Consider the following 16,611-nt stretch of genomic DNA (forward strand, 5'->3'; position numbering starts at 1 on the left):
ACATGCGGTCACGTAAGAATAAGGGACTCATCGTGGTACTTGTCCTGGCCCTGGCGCTCTCCATATGGACCCTATATCCATCGCAGGATCGCAGGCCGGGAACGCTACATGCGCTTGAGGATTTTGAAGCGGTATCGGGCAGCGAGGATGAACACAGCTATGAGCATTATCTGACTACCCATGCCAACACGGCCCGACCTGATGAAATGGTTCGCATTGAAGGCGAATCGTATGCTCAGAGTGATGGCGGGGAGTTCGAGGTCGTACAAGGTTATGCCGGCTTGGAGGGCAGCGCCGTAATTACGCCAGAAAGAGGAACCCTTCGCTGGGATGTTCCAGTTCAGGTAAGTGGTCTGTATCACATCCGCATTCATTATTATCCTGTTGAAGGTAAGAGCTCGGGGATCGAACGCAGGCTTGAGATAAACGGAGAAATTCCTTTCAGGGGAGCTGACGCTCTCCTGTTTGACAGAGTATGGGGAAATCGGGAAGAAAACATACGCCAGGATGATCGCGGAAACGATCTCAAACCGAGACAAGTGGAACAGCCTGAATGGCAGCTTGCTTCCTTCAAGGATAGTGCAGGCTACTTCGAGGAGCCATATCAATTTTATTTTGAGAAGGGCAGCCAGCAGTTATCACTTACTTCGTTAAGAGAAAACATGGCCATTGATTATATTGAATTGTACCAGGAAGGGGATGTCCCGTCCTATGAAGAGCTGGAGAAGACCTATGATTCGCTCGGCCTAAAAAAATCGAGCGCCTCCCTTCTTAAGATACAAGGGGAAGATGCGGTAAGTAAGTCGTCGCCGACGCTTGCGCCCATCTCGGATCGATCTAGTCCTTCGCTTGAGCCATACCACGCATCTAAAATTCGTATGAACGCCATTGGTGGTATGAACTGGAAGCTGCCTGGTGAATGGATCGAGTGGGAAATTGATGTACCTGAAGACGGGCTGTATCAAATGGCGTTCAAAGTGAAGCAGGATCAATTACGAGGGATCTACGCCACCCGCAGTCTAACAATTAACGGCAAAGTTCCCTTTAAGGAAATGAAGCGCATCAGGTTTAACTATAGCCCAACTTGGCAAACTCACGCGCTGGGTGTCGAAGAGGATGAGCCTTATCAGTTCCATCTTGAAAAGGGCAAACATCGAATACGGTTAACGGTCACGCTAGGGGACATTGCTCCGCTGCTTAGAACCGTGGAATCCAGTGTGCTGGAACTGAACGAGATGTATCGCAAAATATTGATGATCACCTCTAATCAGCCGGATCCACTCCGGGATTATCAGTTGGAGCAGCGAATTCCAGAGATGACCGAGGTCTTTGAGCGGCAGGCAGATACCCTTCGCTCGGTTGCAGACTATTTGGAAAAGAGTACGGGAGAGCAGAGTGATAAGGTCGCAGTACTAAATGCCATGGTGGTCCAGCTTGAGGATATGGCAGCTAGACCAGAGACGGTACCTAAAAGGCTGGATACGTTCAAAATCAATGTAGGTGGTCTCGGCACCTGGATTTTGATGGTCCGTGAACAACCGATTGCAATCGATTACCTTGTCGTATCACCGCCTGATGAGGAATTACCGGAGGCGGAAGCAACCGCCATTCAACAGGTCAAGCACGAGCTGGGCGCATATATCGCTTCTTATACCGAAGATTACGACAGCATTGGCAATGTGGAGCGTAAGAAAGATTCCATCACCGTGTGGATTACGACCGGACGAGATCAAGCACAAGTGCTGAAAGGAATGATTGACGATTCCTTTACCCCCGATACCGATATTTCAGTGCAATTGCGTCTGGTTCCGCCTAACATTTTACTGCCTGCAACACTCGCCGGGGAGGGACCAGACGTAGCCATGCAAATGGGGGAAGACATCCCGGTAAATTATGCAATGAGAAATGCAGCAGCTGATCTAAGTGGGTTTCCGGATTTCGAAGAGATTTCGGGCAGGTTTCGCGAAAGCGGCTTAACACCTTACCGCTACAACGATGGAGTGTATGCACTCCCGGAGCAGCAGCAATTTCCTATGCTCTTCTACCGCAAAGATATTCTAAACGAGCTTGGCCTGGAACCGCCGCAGACGTGGGAGGAGGTATATAACACCATCTCAGTACTGCAAAAGCATAACATGGAGTTCTATCTGCCCATTGATGATACCCTGAACAATGCCAATTTGGTACCGAATGCAACCTTTGCCATGCTCTTATACCAAAATGACGGCACCTTTTATACCGAAGACGAGAAAAAAAGTGCGCTGGATTCGGAAATCTCGATGGATGCTTTTAAACGCTGGACACAGTTCTATACCAATTATAAGTTTCCGCTTAAGGCTGATTTCCCCAACCGTTTTCGTACCGGGGAGATGCCGATAGGAATTGCTGATTACACCACATATAACATGCTTACCGTCATGGCTCCGGAAATACGTAACCTTTGGGACTTTACGATTGTTCCGGGTACACAACTCCCGGATGGTTCGATCAGACATGAGGTAGCGAGTAGTACCAGTGCAGTGATGATGCTTGAAAATGCCGCCAACAAGGAGGCTGCGTGGAAATTTATGAAGTGGTGGACCGATGAAGAGACGCAGATCGAATACGGAAGAGAAATGGAAGGCCTTATGGGGGCTGCTGCCCGTTATCCAACGGCTAACATCAAAGCCTTGGAGCAGTTGCCTTGGCCAGTGAAAGATTATCAAAACCTGGAAAAGCAGTGGGAATGGGTGAAAGGTATCCCACAGCTTCCTGGAGGTTATTTTACAGGCCGGCATCTTGACAATGCCTTCCGCAAGGTCGTCAACGCCAGTGAAAATCCACGTGAGGCTTTGTCGGACTATGTACTGTATATCGATGAAGAGATTGAGCTTAAACGCAAGGAATTTAATCTGAAATAGAAGGAAGGGAGGGTAACGGTTGCAAGCCAAAACAACCAAGACGGCAGCCGCTCCTGCCATTCATACGCGTCAGGTGGGCTGGTGGTCCCTTTTGAAACGGGATTTATACCTCAGCAGACACTATTACGTATTGATGGCACCGTTCATGATCATCTTTTTCATGTTTACTGTCATACCGGTGGGCATTTCGCTTGCCTTGAGTTTCTTTCACTTCAATATGCTGGAAATGCCGCGTTTTATCGGATGGCAGAACTATTCGCGGCTATTCCTGAACGATGACGTATTTCTGATTGCACTGAAGAACACACTGCTTTTTGCAGTAATTACGGGCCCTGTCAGTTATATCGCCTGCTTTTTGTTTGCTTGGATTATCAATGAACTTTCCCCCAAGATTCGGGCGGTGATGACGCTGGTCTTCTATGCTCCATCCATATCGGGAAACGTCTTCTTCATCTGGCTTATTATTTTCTCTGGTGACAGCTATGGATACATGAATGGTTTCCTGATGCGCCTTGGCGTTATTCTGGAACCCATTCAATGGCTCGCAGACGAAAGGTACGTGCTGACCATCGTCATTATTGTGCAGCTATGGCTCAGTCTAGGGACCAGCTTCCTGGCCTTTATTGCAGGCCTTCAAAATATTGATCGTTCGCTTGTTGAGGCCGGCACCGTGGATGGGATCAAAAACCGATGGCAGGAGCTATGGTACATTACACTGCCTTCGATGCGACCGCAGCTGATGTTTGGTGCGGTGATGCAGATTACGGCATCCTTCGCTGTGGCAGAAATTTCGATCGCGCTGGCAGGGTTCCCAAGTGTAAACTATGCGGCGCATACGGTCGTCACTCATTTGATGGATTTTGGTACGATTCGCTTCGAGATGGGATACGCTTCAGCCATTGCTACAGTTCTTTTTGTACTTATGCTGGGAACGAATGTGATGACGCAAAAAATGCTGAGAAAGATAGGTGAATGACAATGACTAGCATAGTACGTGGCGTCTTTGGTATGCCGAAGAGACTTAACCGGTCATTTACCGTTAGCTTGATGTTATTTGCACTGCTGGCTCTGTTTGGAGCATTCATGATACTCCCGCTAATCTATGCTGTAAACAATGCCTTTAAGCCACTCGATGAGCTGTTTATATTTCCGCCGCGCTTCTGGGTGAATAATCCGACGACGGAGAATTTTACAGACTTGATTAATCTGATGGGCAACTCCTGGGTTCCCTTATCAAGGTATATCGCGAATACGCTGCTTATAACGCTAGTGGGAACAGCAGGACATATTCTCCTTGCTTCTGCAGCAGCTTATCCGCTGGCCAAATATCGTTTTCCCGGGTCAAAAGTGCTGTTTACGATTGTCATTCTATCATTGATGTTCTCTCCTCACGTAACGTCGATTCCGAACTACATGGTCATGTCCTGGCTTGGCTGGATTAACACGCATACATCCATTATCGTGCCTTCGCTCGCTTTCTCGTTAGGACTCTTCTTAATGAAGCAGTTTATGGAGCAAATTCCTAATGCATTGCTGGAGGCAGCCAAGATCGATGGAGCGAGTGAATACCGAATTTTCTGGAGCATTGTGATGCCCAATGTGAAACCGGCCTGGCTTACGCTCATGATTCTGCAGTTCCCTGCGCTCTGGGGCACGGATGGCGGGAGCTTCATTTACAGTGAAAATCTCAAAACGCTGCATTATGCACTGAGTCAGATTGTTCAGGGAGGGATAGCAAGAGCGGGAGTTGGGGCTGCTGTTGCCTTACTGCTCATGATTGTACCCATCACCCTATTCGTCATTTCCCAGAGCAGCGTCATGCAGACCATGGCCACTTCGGGCATGAAGGAGTAGAAAGGAGGCAGCGACGTGCAGAAAAGCATATGGAAAAAACATAAAGTGATCATCTTGGGCATAGTCTGCCTCCTGTTATTCAGTCAAGAAGCATCCTACGTAAGTGCAGACACCAATTCAGATGCTTACCATTATTCCTACTGGGGCGATACCGTTCCAGCTCCAGCGGCATATGAGGCAACCGCAATCATCACAGGCAAGAAGCTGAACACGGTCCCTTTCAAAGAACCGAGCGATATGCATGTAACAGAGAATCAACACGTCTTTATACTGGATTCTGGCAATGGCCGGGTTATTGAAATGGACCACACTTTCAAGCTGGTGAGAACAATTGACTCCTTTGAACAGGAAGGCAAGGAAGAATATTTTAATAATCCCCAGGGGCTGTACGTTACGAATAAAGGTCACCTGCTTATCGCCGATTCAGATAATCACCGGGTTGTACATCTAGATGAGGAAGGGCAACTGGTTAAGATTGTGGCTGAACCGAAATCGGATCTGTTAAAGACGGATTTTATATTTAAACCGTTACGGATCGTCATGGACAAGGGGGAACGAATCTACGTCATGGCCGAAGGCGTTTTTGATGGATTTATGGAGTTCAGCGCCGATGGCACCTTCTCTTCCTTTATCGGAGCAAACAGGGTTCAGGTTGATCCGGTGGAGTATTTGTGGAAACGATTCGCTACCCGTGAGCAGCGCAGTCAGATGGTCATGTTTACCCCGACGGAATTTACCAATCTAGATATGGATGAAGAAGGCTTCATTTATGCCACAAGCGGCGATGGCGGTAAAGATTCTATCAAGAAGCTGAATGCACAGGGAACAGACATCCTGCGCAGAGAGGGCTATCAGCCGCCTCAGGGCGATCTAGTGTACACCAACGAAGCCGGACCATCACGCTTGATTGATATTGATGTTGGTGATAGTGACATGTATTCCGTGCTGGATTCCAACATGGGAAGAATATTCACCTACAATGGCGACGGTTATCTGCTCCATATATTTGGCGGTATTGGCAACCGACGGGGTCAGTTCAATACACCTGTGGCTCTGGAACGTTCGGGCGATCGCATGCTCGTTCTCGATAAGTCGCTCGGCGAGATTACGGTCTTTCAAACGACGGAGTACGGGCGCACGCTGCATGAAGCGGTACGCAGTTATTATAACGGCGACGAAGATCAGTCCTCGGTCATGTTTGCCAAAGCTGCTGAGATGAATGCCAATCTGGAGTATGCCTATGCGGGAATCGGCAAAGCGCTGCTTCGCCAGAAGGAGTATGAGGATTCTGCGCAATACTTTAAGCGGAGTATGGAGCGCCAAGGCTATTCCAAAGCTTTTCTTTTGTTTCGCAAAGAATTGATGCGTGAGCATTTCTCATGGATGATGTCTGGTTTATTCCTGGCTGCAGCTGCGTTTGTCACCGTCATCATTGTTCGCAGACAAAAAAGGAGGACAGCGAATGCAGACGTCAAGTAAGCAATTATATCAGTACCCCATGCATCTGATATTTCATCCATTCAATGGATACTGGGAACTGAAATACGAACGGAATCAGAAAACAACACTGCTGATTGCATACCTCATTCTAGTACTTTTGGTTATCACCAAAATTTTGCATGCCCAGTACAGCGGTTTCCTCATTAACTTCAACAATCCGAAGTATCTGAACAGCCTGCTTGAAATGGTATATGTCATTATTCCGGTGCTGTTCTGGTGTATTGCCAATTGGTCTTTAACCACGCTTATGGACGGGGAAGGTAAATTCTCTGAAATTTTTATGTCTACGTGTTTTGCACTGGTCCCGCTGTTTCTCATTCATTTTCCATGGATTTGGCTGAGTCTCGTCATTTCCGCACAGGAAACTGCATTTTATTACTTCTCTAACGCACTTGCAGTCGGCTGGACGTTATATCTGTTATTCGTGGGAAATATGACAGTCCACCAGTATACGCCGGCCAAAACGGTGCTGACGATGCTGCTCACCCTAGTTGCTATGGCCTTTATGGCATTTCTGTGCCTATTGTTCTTTAGCCTTGTACAGCAGATCGTTTCCTTTGTTGTAACTATTTATCAGGAATTAGTGCTTCGGGGCTAAGGAAGGAGGAGATATACAATGAAATATGCCGTAGCCAAAAGAATCAGCGGAATGCTGCTCATTGGCAGTCTGCTTCTCAGTGGTTGTCAAATCTCGCCAGCTTCGCAGGTCCGTGAGACTGCGACTACTGTTGACCAAGCTGAGGTTCCCTCCCTGCCTCCCGGAGAAAAACTGATATCGTCTTTCAGCGATGCTCGTCTTTCAGGCATGCTTGGAATCGCCCAGAATAATTCGCTTCAGCTGTTCATTCACGAAGAGACTGCTGAGATTGCAGTTCTTCACAAACAGAGCGGTCAAATATGGCGAAGCAACCCAGCTGATCGTGACAAGGACGGAATCGCAACCGGGATTAACAAAGATCTTCTCTCATCGCAAACAAGACTCAGCTTCTTTAACAGTCTGGGTCAGAGCAGTTCCGTAAACTCTTACACGGATAGTGTTGGACACAAGCAGGTAAGTTATGAAGCGATTGATAACGGAGTTCAGGTTCATTATCAATTCGGAAGCACTGAACGCTCCATTGAAGATTTGCCAGTGAAGATCAGCAAAGAACGATTTGAGCAGAAGCTGCTCTCCCAGCTCGACAGCGCTGGGCAGCGTACATTAAAAATCGGTTATACAGAAGACAAGGAAGAAGGAATCTACACTCGAAATGATAAGGCGCTGCAAGGACTTCAGCTTTCCAGAGCTTTAAAAGCCTTTGAGACAGCCGGCTATACGGAAGAAGATCTGGAACAGGACCATACCGAGCATGGGATTGAGCTTGAGCAGAGCGGGCCGCGACTGTTCATGCTCACCATGGAATATGAACTGGACGGTGAGGATCTGCTTGTACGTATACCCTCCTCCGGAATTCATTTTCCAGAAGAATATCCGATTAACACGATCTCTGTTCTGGATTATTTCGGAGCCGGTGGTTCAAATGAAGAAGGCTCCATATTTGTACCAGATGGTTCTGGGGCATTGATTCATTTTAATAATGGCAAAGTCCAGTATCCTGCGTATCAGCAAGATATTTACGGCCCGGATATGACAATGAAGGTTCGCGAAGTCAGCTCAAATGAAGCTAAAGCCAGATTGCCCGTCTTTGGACTGATTCGGGAAGAAGGAGCTTTTCTGGGGATTATTGAGGAAGGAGATGCTGTTGCGGTTGTCAATGCTGATATTAGCGGCAAGCTAAACAGCTACAACAATGTATATCCGAGCTTCTATGTGGTGAACAAGAGCGATGTAACGCTTCAGGCAAGTGACATGGTACGAACGCTTCCGAAATTCCAGGCCAAACCGACCGCATCCGACTTCGTCGTTCGGTATGCTTTTGTCGGCGCAGAGAAGGCATCTTACTCGGGCTTGGCCTCTCTCTATCGAGATTATCTGCTGCAAACGGGCGGTCTGCCCGAGTCCAAGACCAGTAGAGAGCAGAACAGCCTTCCGTTTTATCTTAAACTGCTTGGCGGCATGTCCACTCGCCAACATATATTAGGCATTCCTTATGATTCTACGGAGGCATTAACTACTTTTGACGAAGCTCAAAATATACTCTCCGCGCTGAAAGAAAAGAAGGTGTCCAACATTCAAGTTCGCTATGCCGGTTGGTTTAATGACGGTCTTTATCATCGGATGCCGGACTCCATTAACGTGGATCGTGCTATTGGCGGGAAAAAGGGAATGCGCGAATTCAGCTCCTTTACACGAGAGTCGGGGATCGGCTTTTACCCGGATGTTGCTATGTTGAGTGTACAATCCAAAAAAGGTTTTAGACCATCTAAAGAAGCTTCACGAACGTTAACACAGGAACCAGCGGTCATCTACCCTATGGACCCGGCAAGACAGCGGCGTAACTTGGATCGATCTCCATCCTATGTGCTTTCTCCCAATTTACTAGACGAATTGACGGAAGAGATGCTGAAGGATACAGCTCCTCTTCCGATGGATGGACTTTCTCTTAGGGATCTGGCAGAACAGTTGAACAGTGACATGAATCCGAAGAAGCTGCTCGATCGAACGCAATCGCTTAGTGTCGTAACCAAGGCACTCGAACAGATTAAACAGCAGGCGGGCTCCGTTGTTGCGGATGGCGGAAACGGCTACGCGCTGCCTTATGTAACAGACCTGACAGATGCTCCTATGACAAGCAGCCGCTTTAAGCTGGAAGATGAAGAGATTCCGTTCTATCAGCTCGTTCTGCATGGGAGCATCAGCTATACCGGCACTCCATACAATCTCTCCACCTATACGAACGCAAGACAATATGTCCTGAAGCTGATTGAATATGGAGCGAGTCCTTACTTTGCCTGGTTCAACGCCCCGAATCATGTTGTGAAAGAGACCGATTACGATCACCTCTATGCGTCAAATTATGAGCAGTGGATCGACCTAGCTGCCCAAATTTACAACGAGGTCAATCAGGCGAACCTTCCGTTTGCCGGGCGTTCAATGAAGTCACATGAATCCCTCGCGGAAGGCGTATTTCGGACAACGTATGAAGGCGGAGGGTTTGCTATCGTCAATTACAATGACTTCCCCGTGGATGTGGAGAACTATACCGTAAAAGCTCTTAGTTACGTGACTGGTGGTGAGCAGCTCTGAAGACACTTCTGAAATGGAAATGGGGAAATCGCACGTATGCTCAGCAGAAAGCCCTGTGGGGCGTAATCTACGTACTGCCTTGGTTTATTGGATTTGTATTGTTCTTCTTCATTCCTCTAATGGCTTCGTTGCGTTACAGCATGAGTACGATTCAGGCTAATGCGGAAGGCATAGCGATTCAATTCACCGGTGTCGTCAATTATATTCAAGCGCTCACCGTTAATACCAGCTTCAACCGTGCATTGATTGAGTCGGTAACAGACGTACTTGTCAACGTGCCTCTTATCATCATATTCAGCCTGTTCCTTGCCGTCATCCTGAATCAGAAATTCAGGGGCAGGGCCTTGGCACGATCTATCTTTTTCCTGCCGGTTATTCTGGCATCAGGCGTTATTATGTCACTGGAGAGCACCAGTTTAATTGAAGCAGTTAATCAGAACAGCACGGGCGGAAGCTCGCTCGGCACGTTGGAACTGGAGAAATTGATGCTTGATGCAGGTGTAAGTGAATGGATCGTCACGTACTTAAGCAGCGCGGTAGATAGAATCTATCAGATTGTCAGTCAATCCGGCGTACAGATTCTGATCTTTCTGGCAGGCATTCAAACCATCTCGCCTCAATTGTATGAGGCATCGAAGATCGAAGGCGCAACCGGCTACGAAGCGTTTTGGAAAATTACTTTTCCAATGGTCAGCCCGTTGATCTTCGTCAATGCAATCTATACCATTATCGATTCATTTGCCAATAATGCCATGACGGAACTGATTCGGGAGACCGGCTTCGTTAAGTTCGACTTTGGCTTAAGCTCTGCCATGGCATGGGTCTACTTCCTGGCTATCGCTATCATTTTAATAATCGTAACGGTTATTTTTTCGAAACGTGTGTTCTATCAAGATTAAAAAGGAGGATGTCCCGCGTGAAGACATCACGATTATTATCGCTGGAGCACTGGAAGGGCTGGCTGTGGGTCATGATCCGCTTTGTTCTAATTACCGGACTTTCCTTTGTTATCCTCTTCCCGATATTCCAGAAAATTTCGACTTCCATTAAGGATAAGGTTGATCTTTATTCTGCGGTAGTTGTGTGGATTCCTCAGAACTTCTCCATTGAGAATTTTAAACAGGCGATTCAAGTCATGGACTACTGGGAAACGCTGTTCAACACTTTTACACTCTCTGCCACAACGACATTGTTAACGACGGCATCCTGCGCACTTGCAGGATACGGATTTGCACGTTTGAAATTCAAGGGCAGCGGCTGGCTGTTCGCAGGAGTAATCCTGACGATACTGGTCCCGCCTACGACCATTCTTATTCCGGTATACCTTAATTTGAAAAGTTTTGACCTGTTGGGTCTGATGACCATTATGACTGGCAAACCCGTAAATTTGCTCAACACGTATTGGCCATTCATACTTACGGCAGTGACAGCCAATTCGCTTAAGGCAGGCTTGTATATTTTTATCTTCCGTCAGTTCTTTAGAGGGATCCCTAAGGAAGTGGAAGAGGCCGCTTACGTAGACGGAGCAGGTATTGGTCGAACCTTTTTTAGAATCATGCTGCCTAATGCCATTCCATCCATGGTGACCGTCATGCTGTTTTCCTTCGTGTGGCAGTGGAATGACAGTTTCTATACAACCACGTATCTGACCTCCAGCAAGGTCATGTCGACGCAATTGTCGTCTCTTCCATACAACCTTGCTCAGCAGGTCGGGGATGGTGCCTCCAAGGCAGATCCTTTTTACCTAAGCATGATTCAGGATACAGGGATTCTACTCGCTATCCTGCCTTTGATTGTAATTTATCTATTCGTACAGCGCTATTTCGTGGAGAGTGTGGAACGTTCGGGAATCGTCGGTTAGAACCAAACATTATATCGCAAACCATCTGATAGATTAGGAGGGATTCAAGTGAAGAAGATGATGACATCTTGTAAGCTTCTGCTTATTCTAGCTTTGCTGATTACCATTGCTCCATGGGGAGGCGGCCGCGCCGAGGCTTGGGTGGGTATGCCAATGGGGAAGCTTCATGTAAGCGGTAAACATCTGGTCAACAGCAACAATCAGCCGGTACTTCTAAATGGCTGGCACCAGCCATCTGGTGCATACTGGACATACCAGGACAGTAATTATTATCTCAATCTCCACGGTAATGATCGGCATAAGGCCACGCTTGCTTATCTAAAAGATATTACCGATACGTTTACAGATACAAGTCCGAAATACGGAAGCAATCATGGATGGAATATGAATCAAGTGAGATTATTCATCGACCGCCAAGACATGGGGGACGTGGCCGCTGGGACATATAATTTTGCCGGAGTGCAGACGGTCACACAAAACGTTATCATTCCGTACATTCAGTATGCGAAGACAAAAGGGGTATATGTCGTTTTGGGACTCGATTTTACATTGAAGGACGAGCAAGCAACGACGGCTTCAAATCTACAAAAATTCAATCAAATATGGGGTTATCTCGCCTCCCGTCCGGAAATAAAAAGTGCAGATAATGTTCATTTTGAGCTGATCAATGAACCCGTGAAGTCGTATGCCAACGGTCATTGGGGTGGATACAATGGGGAGAATGATTTTGTTGACCATTGGAACGATTTACGCAATTTCCAGAATTCGATCATCTCCACGATTCGCAGCCAGGGTGCGGACAATGTAATCTGGGCAGCAGGACTGGGTTATAACCAATTTTATAGTCTAACTGCAAGTCATCCTTTGACGGATCCGCTGAACAATTATGGGTATGCGGTTCACTGGTATCCAGGTTACGGAGCTTATGACAATTTCTCAATCTTACAAGATCAGTGGAACACCAATGTAAAAGCAGCCGCAGACAACTATCCAATTAACGTAACTGAAGTGACCTGGTTCAAGAACAAGCCTGGAGATTCGGCTTACTGGAACTTGTTTAATGGCAGCAATGAAGGTTTTGGAACAAATACCAAAACAATCTTTAATGCAGCGGGCAACGTGAGCATTGCTGCTCATATGAATGGGTTCATTCTGGAGCCGGGACAACGAAGCTCCTTTGCCGATCCTACGGCAGGACTAAAATGGGATGGAGATGCTTCTCGAAGTGCAATGGGGCGTTTCCTGTTCAATTGGTACCATGAACGCGCTCAAACCTATCCGGGCAGTGGACCGACAACTGGCCTGATAGCAGGTATGACCTACAAAATTGTGGCAAGACATTCTGGCAAAGTCATTGATGTTCCAGGTGGGCAGAATGTGAACAATCTTCAGCTGCAGCAATGGAGCGATCTGGGTGGCAATCCTCAGAAGTGGGTGCTGAACTCAATTTCTGGGGGGAATTATATGCTGACTAGTGTAAACTCACCGGATAAGGTCATCGACATTCGCAACGGGACACTAACGAACGGCGAAGCTGTACAGCTGATGAGCAATTTGAACACGACCGCCCAGCATTTCAAAATCAATGATTTAGGGAATGGATACTGGAGCATTATCAACGTAAACAGCAACAAGGCAGTTGAGGTGATGAACTCTTCTACTGCCGACGGTGCTAAGCTGCAGCAAAACGATTATACGGGGGCACTGAATCAACAATGGAAGTTTGTGTTAAGTGAGAATATAGTTTTAGACTGAAAAAATAAAGCATTTTCTTAGTGCTTAGGCTAAAATAAGTCCCCTGTTTAAGCACTACATGCTACCCTTGTACATTCTTTAATAAATAATTGGAAATGGAAAGGGCGTAGCCCAAGCGAAGTCGCGGGAGCGTCCTTTTTATTGAACTAACTGGCAGTTTTCTTGAGCAAGTTGTTGACTAAGGTGACGGGAAAGAGTAATATTTAACCAATATCGGTAAATCAAAGATGGAACAAAAGTAAATCATTAAACTCTTCACAGGAAAGGGTTTCATGACTGAGAAAACCTTAGAGTACTGATTGAAAATGCCAGTTCCAGAGTATGGCTAATACCCATCGGTTTGACCCGTTATAGTCAATTAAGGTGGCTGTGTGAAAATACAGCAACCTGGGTGGTACCGCGATTAATATCGTCCCAGAGCATTTTGCTTTGGGGCGTTTTTTATTTTGGGAGGAGTCTATATGATATTAGAAAAAGTTATAAATAGAATTGTAATACAAAGTGAATATAAGGATTTTGTTGATAAGTATATAGATCATATACTTACCGAATTTAAAGGTAAGATTCATAGCATTTATATGTGTGGCTCGATTCCAAAAGGAACTGCTAAACCTTTTAAGTCAGATGCAGACTTTACTATTGTATGTGTAAATCCCACAGATATTGATTACGAAAGATTGTCAAATATTAAAGACAGGCTTTTGGAAGAATATCCAGTAGTAACTAAGATTGATACGATCATTTGCTCAATTGACGATGTATTAAGTAAACCAAATGAGTGGGGTTTTTGGGTTAAGATTATTTGTGTTTGCCTATATGGTCATGACGTTGGTGAAAAAGTACCACCGATCATTATTTCTCCAGAGTTCATTTTAGACTTAAATACAGAGACCAAGGAAGAAGTAGATCGTGTACGTCGTTCACTTTCTACTGCTAGTGATCACACGATGAAAACTAGATATATTAAAGGGTATTCGAAGAGATTAATTCGTGCATTATACTCTTTGGTTTTAGTAGATACAGGTGTATGGCAAGATGACATTATGAAGATGAAGAATGCCATAATAAACTATTGCGAGATTGACTCCGCTTTAGTTGAGTATCTGTATGCTTGTTACTTGGATAGTGATGTACTTGTTGAAAAGTTTCTGGGAATTGCAGATGAAGTATATTGCTATTTTGAGAACTCCTTAAATGCAATGGCTGCCGGGTCACTCTGAGAAGCGAGAGACACATCCAGCCCCCTAAGCCCGTCGGGACATCACTGCATTTTTAACCTCTTAGTCTAATGTGGAGCTTAAAAAGACTTCTATATTTTGTGGTAACTGGTACGGTATTTAGAAGATTATTCAACCTGTCGAAATGACAGGTTTTTTTGCGTAGATAAACAAAGAACTTAGCAGGAAGGAGGGATTTATTTCCATGTCGAAAGAACTTAACAGAAGCCTTTTAAAGTTATTAAGGCGGATTCTCGAACTCTCAGTTTATTATGGGTACAGCACCGAATCAAAACCTGACATGCTACATTGGGCCCATTGCGGAGCTCTTAAGAAGACTTGGTTAATCTGGTGCATATGATTCGAATAGGTGATCATAAGCTGGATAATTTTATGCTTACGAATATGAGCATTTCTGCAAGGTAACTCAGGATGAACTTAGGCAAACTCTAATAACTATTGGTGCAAAAACTACTGCTGCGAAGCCTCTACGACCTTGGCAGAGCTGTTACCCAACACAATGGCATTGAACATTCCACATCTAGCTGAACGGACAGATTAACGCAACAAGCTTCGAGAATTGGATAAACAACTAACTAAATATCTTCAGGATAAGCCCAGGGAACTTAGGTTGAAATTATATAATCCGCGTCAGAGCAAACGATATTGACAAACCAACTACTACGTGTTACTTTATAGCTGTAGTAAGTAATACTGCATACTAGTGACACAGAATAGTAAGGGGCGATTATGCTGGAAAACTTAACGGAAATGCTTAAAGGCGTGCTTGAGGGCTGCGTCCTTGAAATTATTAGCCACAACGAAACCTACGGTTACGAAATCACGCGGCAGTTGAATGCCCTCGGCTTCACGGATGTTGTGGAGGGAACGGTATACACCATCCTGATCCGGCTTGAAAAAAACAATTTGGTAGAAGTAACCAAAAAGCCCTCTGACATGGGGCCGCCGCGAAAGTTTTTCGCGCTCAACGACGCGGGGCGTGAGGAGCTGCAGAGGTTCTGGGAAAAATGGGAGTTCGTATCATCAAAAATAAACGAGTTAAAGGAGAAAATACAATGAATTTTTGGGAAAAAATCACCGGCAGCGATATGACGAAAGAAATGAAAGCTTTCGAATCGCGAGCCAAAAAGCTGCCGGCTGATTATCAAGCGGCATGGGAAGAAATTGATGCCAATCTTTGGTCGCACTCAGATTTCACTGGTCGTAACCTCATGCCAATACTCGACGGTGTGCTTGGCCTGTTCGAAGAAACGGCGGCGGACGGTCAGAGTGTCCAAGAGGTTTTGGGTGACGATATCAAAGGCTTCTGTTCAGCGCTGGCCGGCGAAGAAGGGGCAAAGTCCTTTCGGGACAAGTGGCGCGAGCAACTCAACAATAATATCGCCAAAAAATTAGGTAAATAGGAGGATAAAATGAGAATACGAGATATCATTGAAGGCAAAAAAGAGTGGCGAGCGCACGTGATCGAAGGCAAAAAAGAGTGGAGAGAACACGTGGCGCGTGTTAAAGCGCTCCCACAAGATTATCAGATTGTTTATAAAGAGATTCAAAAATATTTCTTTAAGGTCGGCCCTGTTGAGCTAACCGACGGGACGGGTTTGCTCTCGGGGATTGTCGATCTTTTTGAAGATGGCGCGGCCTTGGGGAAAGGCGTGCTCGAAGTGACGGGCAGTGACGTAGCGGCTTTCTGCGACGATCTAATCAAAGATTCAAAAACTTACGATGACATCTTTCAAGAACTGTTAGACCACCAAGAAGGTAGCAAGACCATGAAAAAGGCTACGGATAATAAAAAGTAAAAAGGGAGGTGATATTTTTGCCCTGCTTGGCACCAATGGCCTATGCAAAACGAGGAAGAATCTATCAATTCAAAGCTTGAATAATAAAAGAAAATTCATAGTGTTACAAAAAATAAAAAGTAAAGAGAGGGAAACTAATGCAAAAGATGATGGGTCAAAGCAACAGAGGCTTCTCCGATACAGGGCTGCGCAGAGTGCGCGACGTCCTGGCACGGCATGTCGATTCCGGGAAGATTCCTGGGCTCGTCGCCCTGGTCAGCCGGTACGGTGAGACGCACGTCGAAACACTCGGAACGATGCGCCATGACGGTGGCGCCCCGATGCGCCGGGACACGATCTTTCGGATGGCCTCGACATCCAAGCCGGTCGCGGTCTCAGCGGCGATGGTCCTGCTGGATGAGTGCAGGCTCCGGCTGGATGACCCGGTACAGGAGTGGCTGCCCGAACTCGCTGACAGGCAGGTACTGAGACAGGCAGACGGCCCGCTGGACGATACCGTGCCGGCGAGGCGGCCGAT

At 46.3% G+C, this 16,611-nt stretch carries 14 protein-coding genes; all 14 read left to right on the forward strand.

The genetic code is table 11. The features are described from left to right. Nucleotides 1–2: 2 nt before the first annotated feature. Complete coding sequence (locus ACFSVM_RS08490) at nucleotides 3–2,900, forward strand: extracellular solute-binding protein (protein WP_379261425.1); 2,898 nt, start codon at nucleotides 3–5, stop codon at nucleotides 2,898–2,900. Between the two features lie 58 nt (nucleotides 2,901–2,958). Then, nucleotides 2,959–3,876 (forward strand): carbohydrate ABC transporter permease, encoded by a 918-nt coding sequence (locus tag ACFSVM_RS08495; protein ID WP_379262937.1) that lies wholly within the window; start codon nucleotides 2,959–2,961, stop codon nucleotides 3,874–3,876. Further along, complete coding sequence (locus ACFSVM_RS08500) at nucleotides 3,873–4,754, forward strand: carbohydrate ABC transporter permease (RefSeq protein ID WP_379261427.1); 882 nt, start codon at nucleotides 3,873–3,875, stop codon at nucleotides 4,752–4,754. The genes ACFSVM_RS08495 and ACFSVM_RS08500 overlap by 4 nt, the downstream gene beginning before the upstream one ends. Nucleotides 4,755–4,769: 15 nt before the next feature. Beyond that, entirely contained in the window at nucleotides 4,770–6,233 is a 1,464-nt protein-coding gene (locus ACFSVM_RS08505; protein ID WP_379261429.1) for a hypothetical protein, read from the forward strand. After that, a complete protein-coding gene (locus ACFSVM_RS08510; protein WP_076310814.1) occupies nucleotides 6,217–6,852 on the forward strand; it encodes a YIP1 family protein in 636 nt (211 codons plus the stop codon). Before ACFSVM_RS08505 ends, ACFSVM_RS08510 begins: the two co-directional genes overlap by 17 nt. Before the next feature lie 18 nt (nucleotides 6,853–6,870). Next, nucleotides 6,871–9,441, forward strand: a complete 2,571-nt coding sequence (locus tag ACFSVM_RS08515) for a DUF5696 domain-containing protein (protein ID WP_090722514.1) — start codon at nucleotides 6,871–6,873, stop codon at nucleotides 9,439–9,441. Continuing rightward, nucleotides 9,438–10,340 carry a carbohydrate ABC transporter permease gene (locus tag ACFSVM_RS08520; protein WP_090722512.1) on the forward strand — a complete coding sequence of 301 codons (903 nt, stop codon included), beginning with the start codon at nucleotides 9,438–9,440 and terminating at the stop codon, nucleotides 10,338–10,340. The genes ACFSVM_RS08515 and ACFSVM_RS08520 overlap by 4 nt, the downstream gene beginning before the upstream one ends. A gap of 17 nt (nucleotides 10,341–10,357) precedes the next feature. Beyond that, entirely contained in the window at nucleotides 10,358–11,302 is a 945-nt protein-coding gene (locus tag ACFSVM_RS08525; RefSeq protein ID WP_379261432.1) for a carbohydrate ABC transporter permease, read from the forward strand. Nucleotides 11,303–11,359: 57 nt separating this feature from the next. After that, complete coding sequence (locus ACFSVM_RS08530; protein ID WP_256702776.1) at nucleotides 11,360–13,057, forward strand: RICIN domain-containing protein; 1,698 nt, start codon at nucleotides 11,360–11,362, stop codon at nucleotides 13,055–13,057. Nucleotides 13,058–13,518: 461 nt separating this feature from the next. Continuing rightward, nucleotides 13,519–14,277 carry a nucleotidyltransferase domain-containing protein gene (locus ACFSVM_RS08535; RefSeq protein ID WP_076310809.1) on the forward strand — a complete coding sequence of 253 codons (759 nt, stop codon included), beginning with the start codon at nucleotides 13,519–13,521 and terminating at the stop codon, nucleotides 14,275–14,277. 747 nt (nucleotides 14,278–15,024) lie between these two features. Then, nucleotides 15,025–15,354, forward strand: coding sequence for a PadR family transcriptional regulator (locus ACFSVM_RS08540; protein WP_076310808.1), 330 nt, complete (start codon nucleotides 15,025–15,027; stop codon nucleotides 15,352–15,354). After that, a complete protein-coding gene (locus ACFSVM_RS08545; RefSeq protein ID WP_076310807.1) occupies nucleotides 15,351–15,698 on the forward strand; it encodes a DUF1048 domain-containing protein in 348 nt (115 codons plus the stop codon). Before ACFSVM_RS08540 ends, ACFSVM_RS08545 begins: the two co-directional genes overlap by 4 nt. Before the next feature lie 9 nt (nucleotides 15,699–15,707). Beyond that, entirely contained in the window at nucleotides 15,708–16,094 is a 387-nt protein-coding gene (locus ACFSVM_RS08550) for a DUF1048 domain-containing protein (protein ID WP_076310806.1), read from the forward strand. A 149-nt stretch (nucleotides 16,095–16,243) separates the two neighbouring features. Beyond that, nucleotides 16,244–16,611 (forward strand): serine hydrolase domain-containing protein (locus ACFSVM_RS08555; protein WP_379262940.1); only part of this gene is annotated, 368 nt, incomplete at its 3' end.

It is taken from the genome of Paenibacillus shunpengii, assembly GCF_042684905.1.
In the GTDB taxonomy this organism is placed as follows: domain Bacteria; phylum Bacillota; class Bacilli; order Paenibacillales; family Paenibacillaceae; genus Paenibacillus; species Paenibacillus shunpengii.

Excerpts from the sequence above, each read along its gene's own strand:
- ACFSVM_RS08490 (WP_379261425.1), top strand. The coding sequence starts at position 3 with ATGCGGTCACGTAAGAATAAGGGACTCATCGTGGTACTTGTCCTGGCC.
- ACFSVM_RS08500 (WP_379261427.1), top strand. The coding sequence starts at position 3,873 with ATGACAATGACTAGCATAGTACGTGGCGTCTTTGGTATGCCGAAGAGA.
- ACFSVM_RS08510 (WP_076310814.1), top strand. The coding sequence starts at position 6,217 with ATGCAGACGTCAAGTAAGCAATTATATCAGTACCCCATGCATCTGATA.
- ACFSVM_RS08515 (WP_090722514.1), top strand. The coding sequence starts at position 6,871 with ATGAAATATGCCGTAGCCAAAAGAATCAGCGGAATGCTGCTCATTGGC.
- ACFSVM_RS08530 (WP_256702776.1), top strand. The coding sequence starts at position 11,360 with ATGATGACATCTTGTAAGCTTCTGCTTATTCTAGCTTTGCTGATTACC.
- ACFSVM_RS08535 (WP_076310809.1), top strand. The coding sequence starts at position 13,519 with ATGATATTAGAAAAAGTTATAAATAGAATTGTAATACAAAGTGAATAT.
- ACFSVM_RS08540 (WP_076310808.1), top strand. The coding sequence starts at position 15,025 with ATGCTGGAAAACTTAACGGAAATGCTTAAAGGCGTGCTTGAGGGCTGC.
- ACFSVM_RS08545 (WP_076310807.1), top strand. The coding sequence starts at position 15,351 with ATGAATTTTTGGGAAAAAATCACCGGCAGCGATATGACGAAAGAAATG.
- ACFSVM_RS08550 (WP_076310806.1), top strand. The coding sequence starts at position 15,708 with ATGAGAATACGAGATATCATTGAAGGCAAAAAAGAGTGGCGAGCGCAC.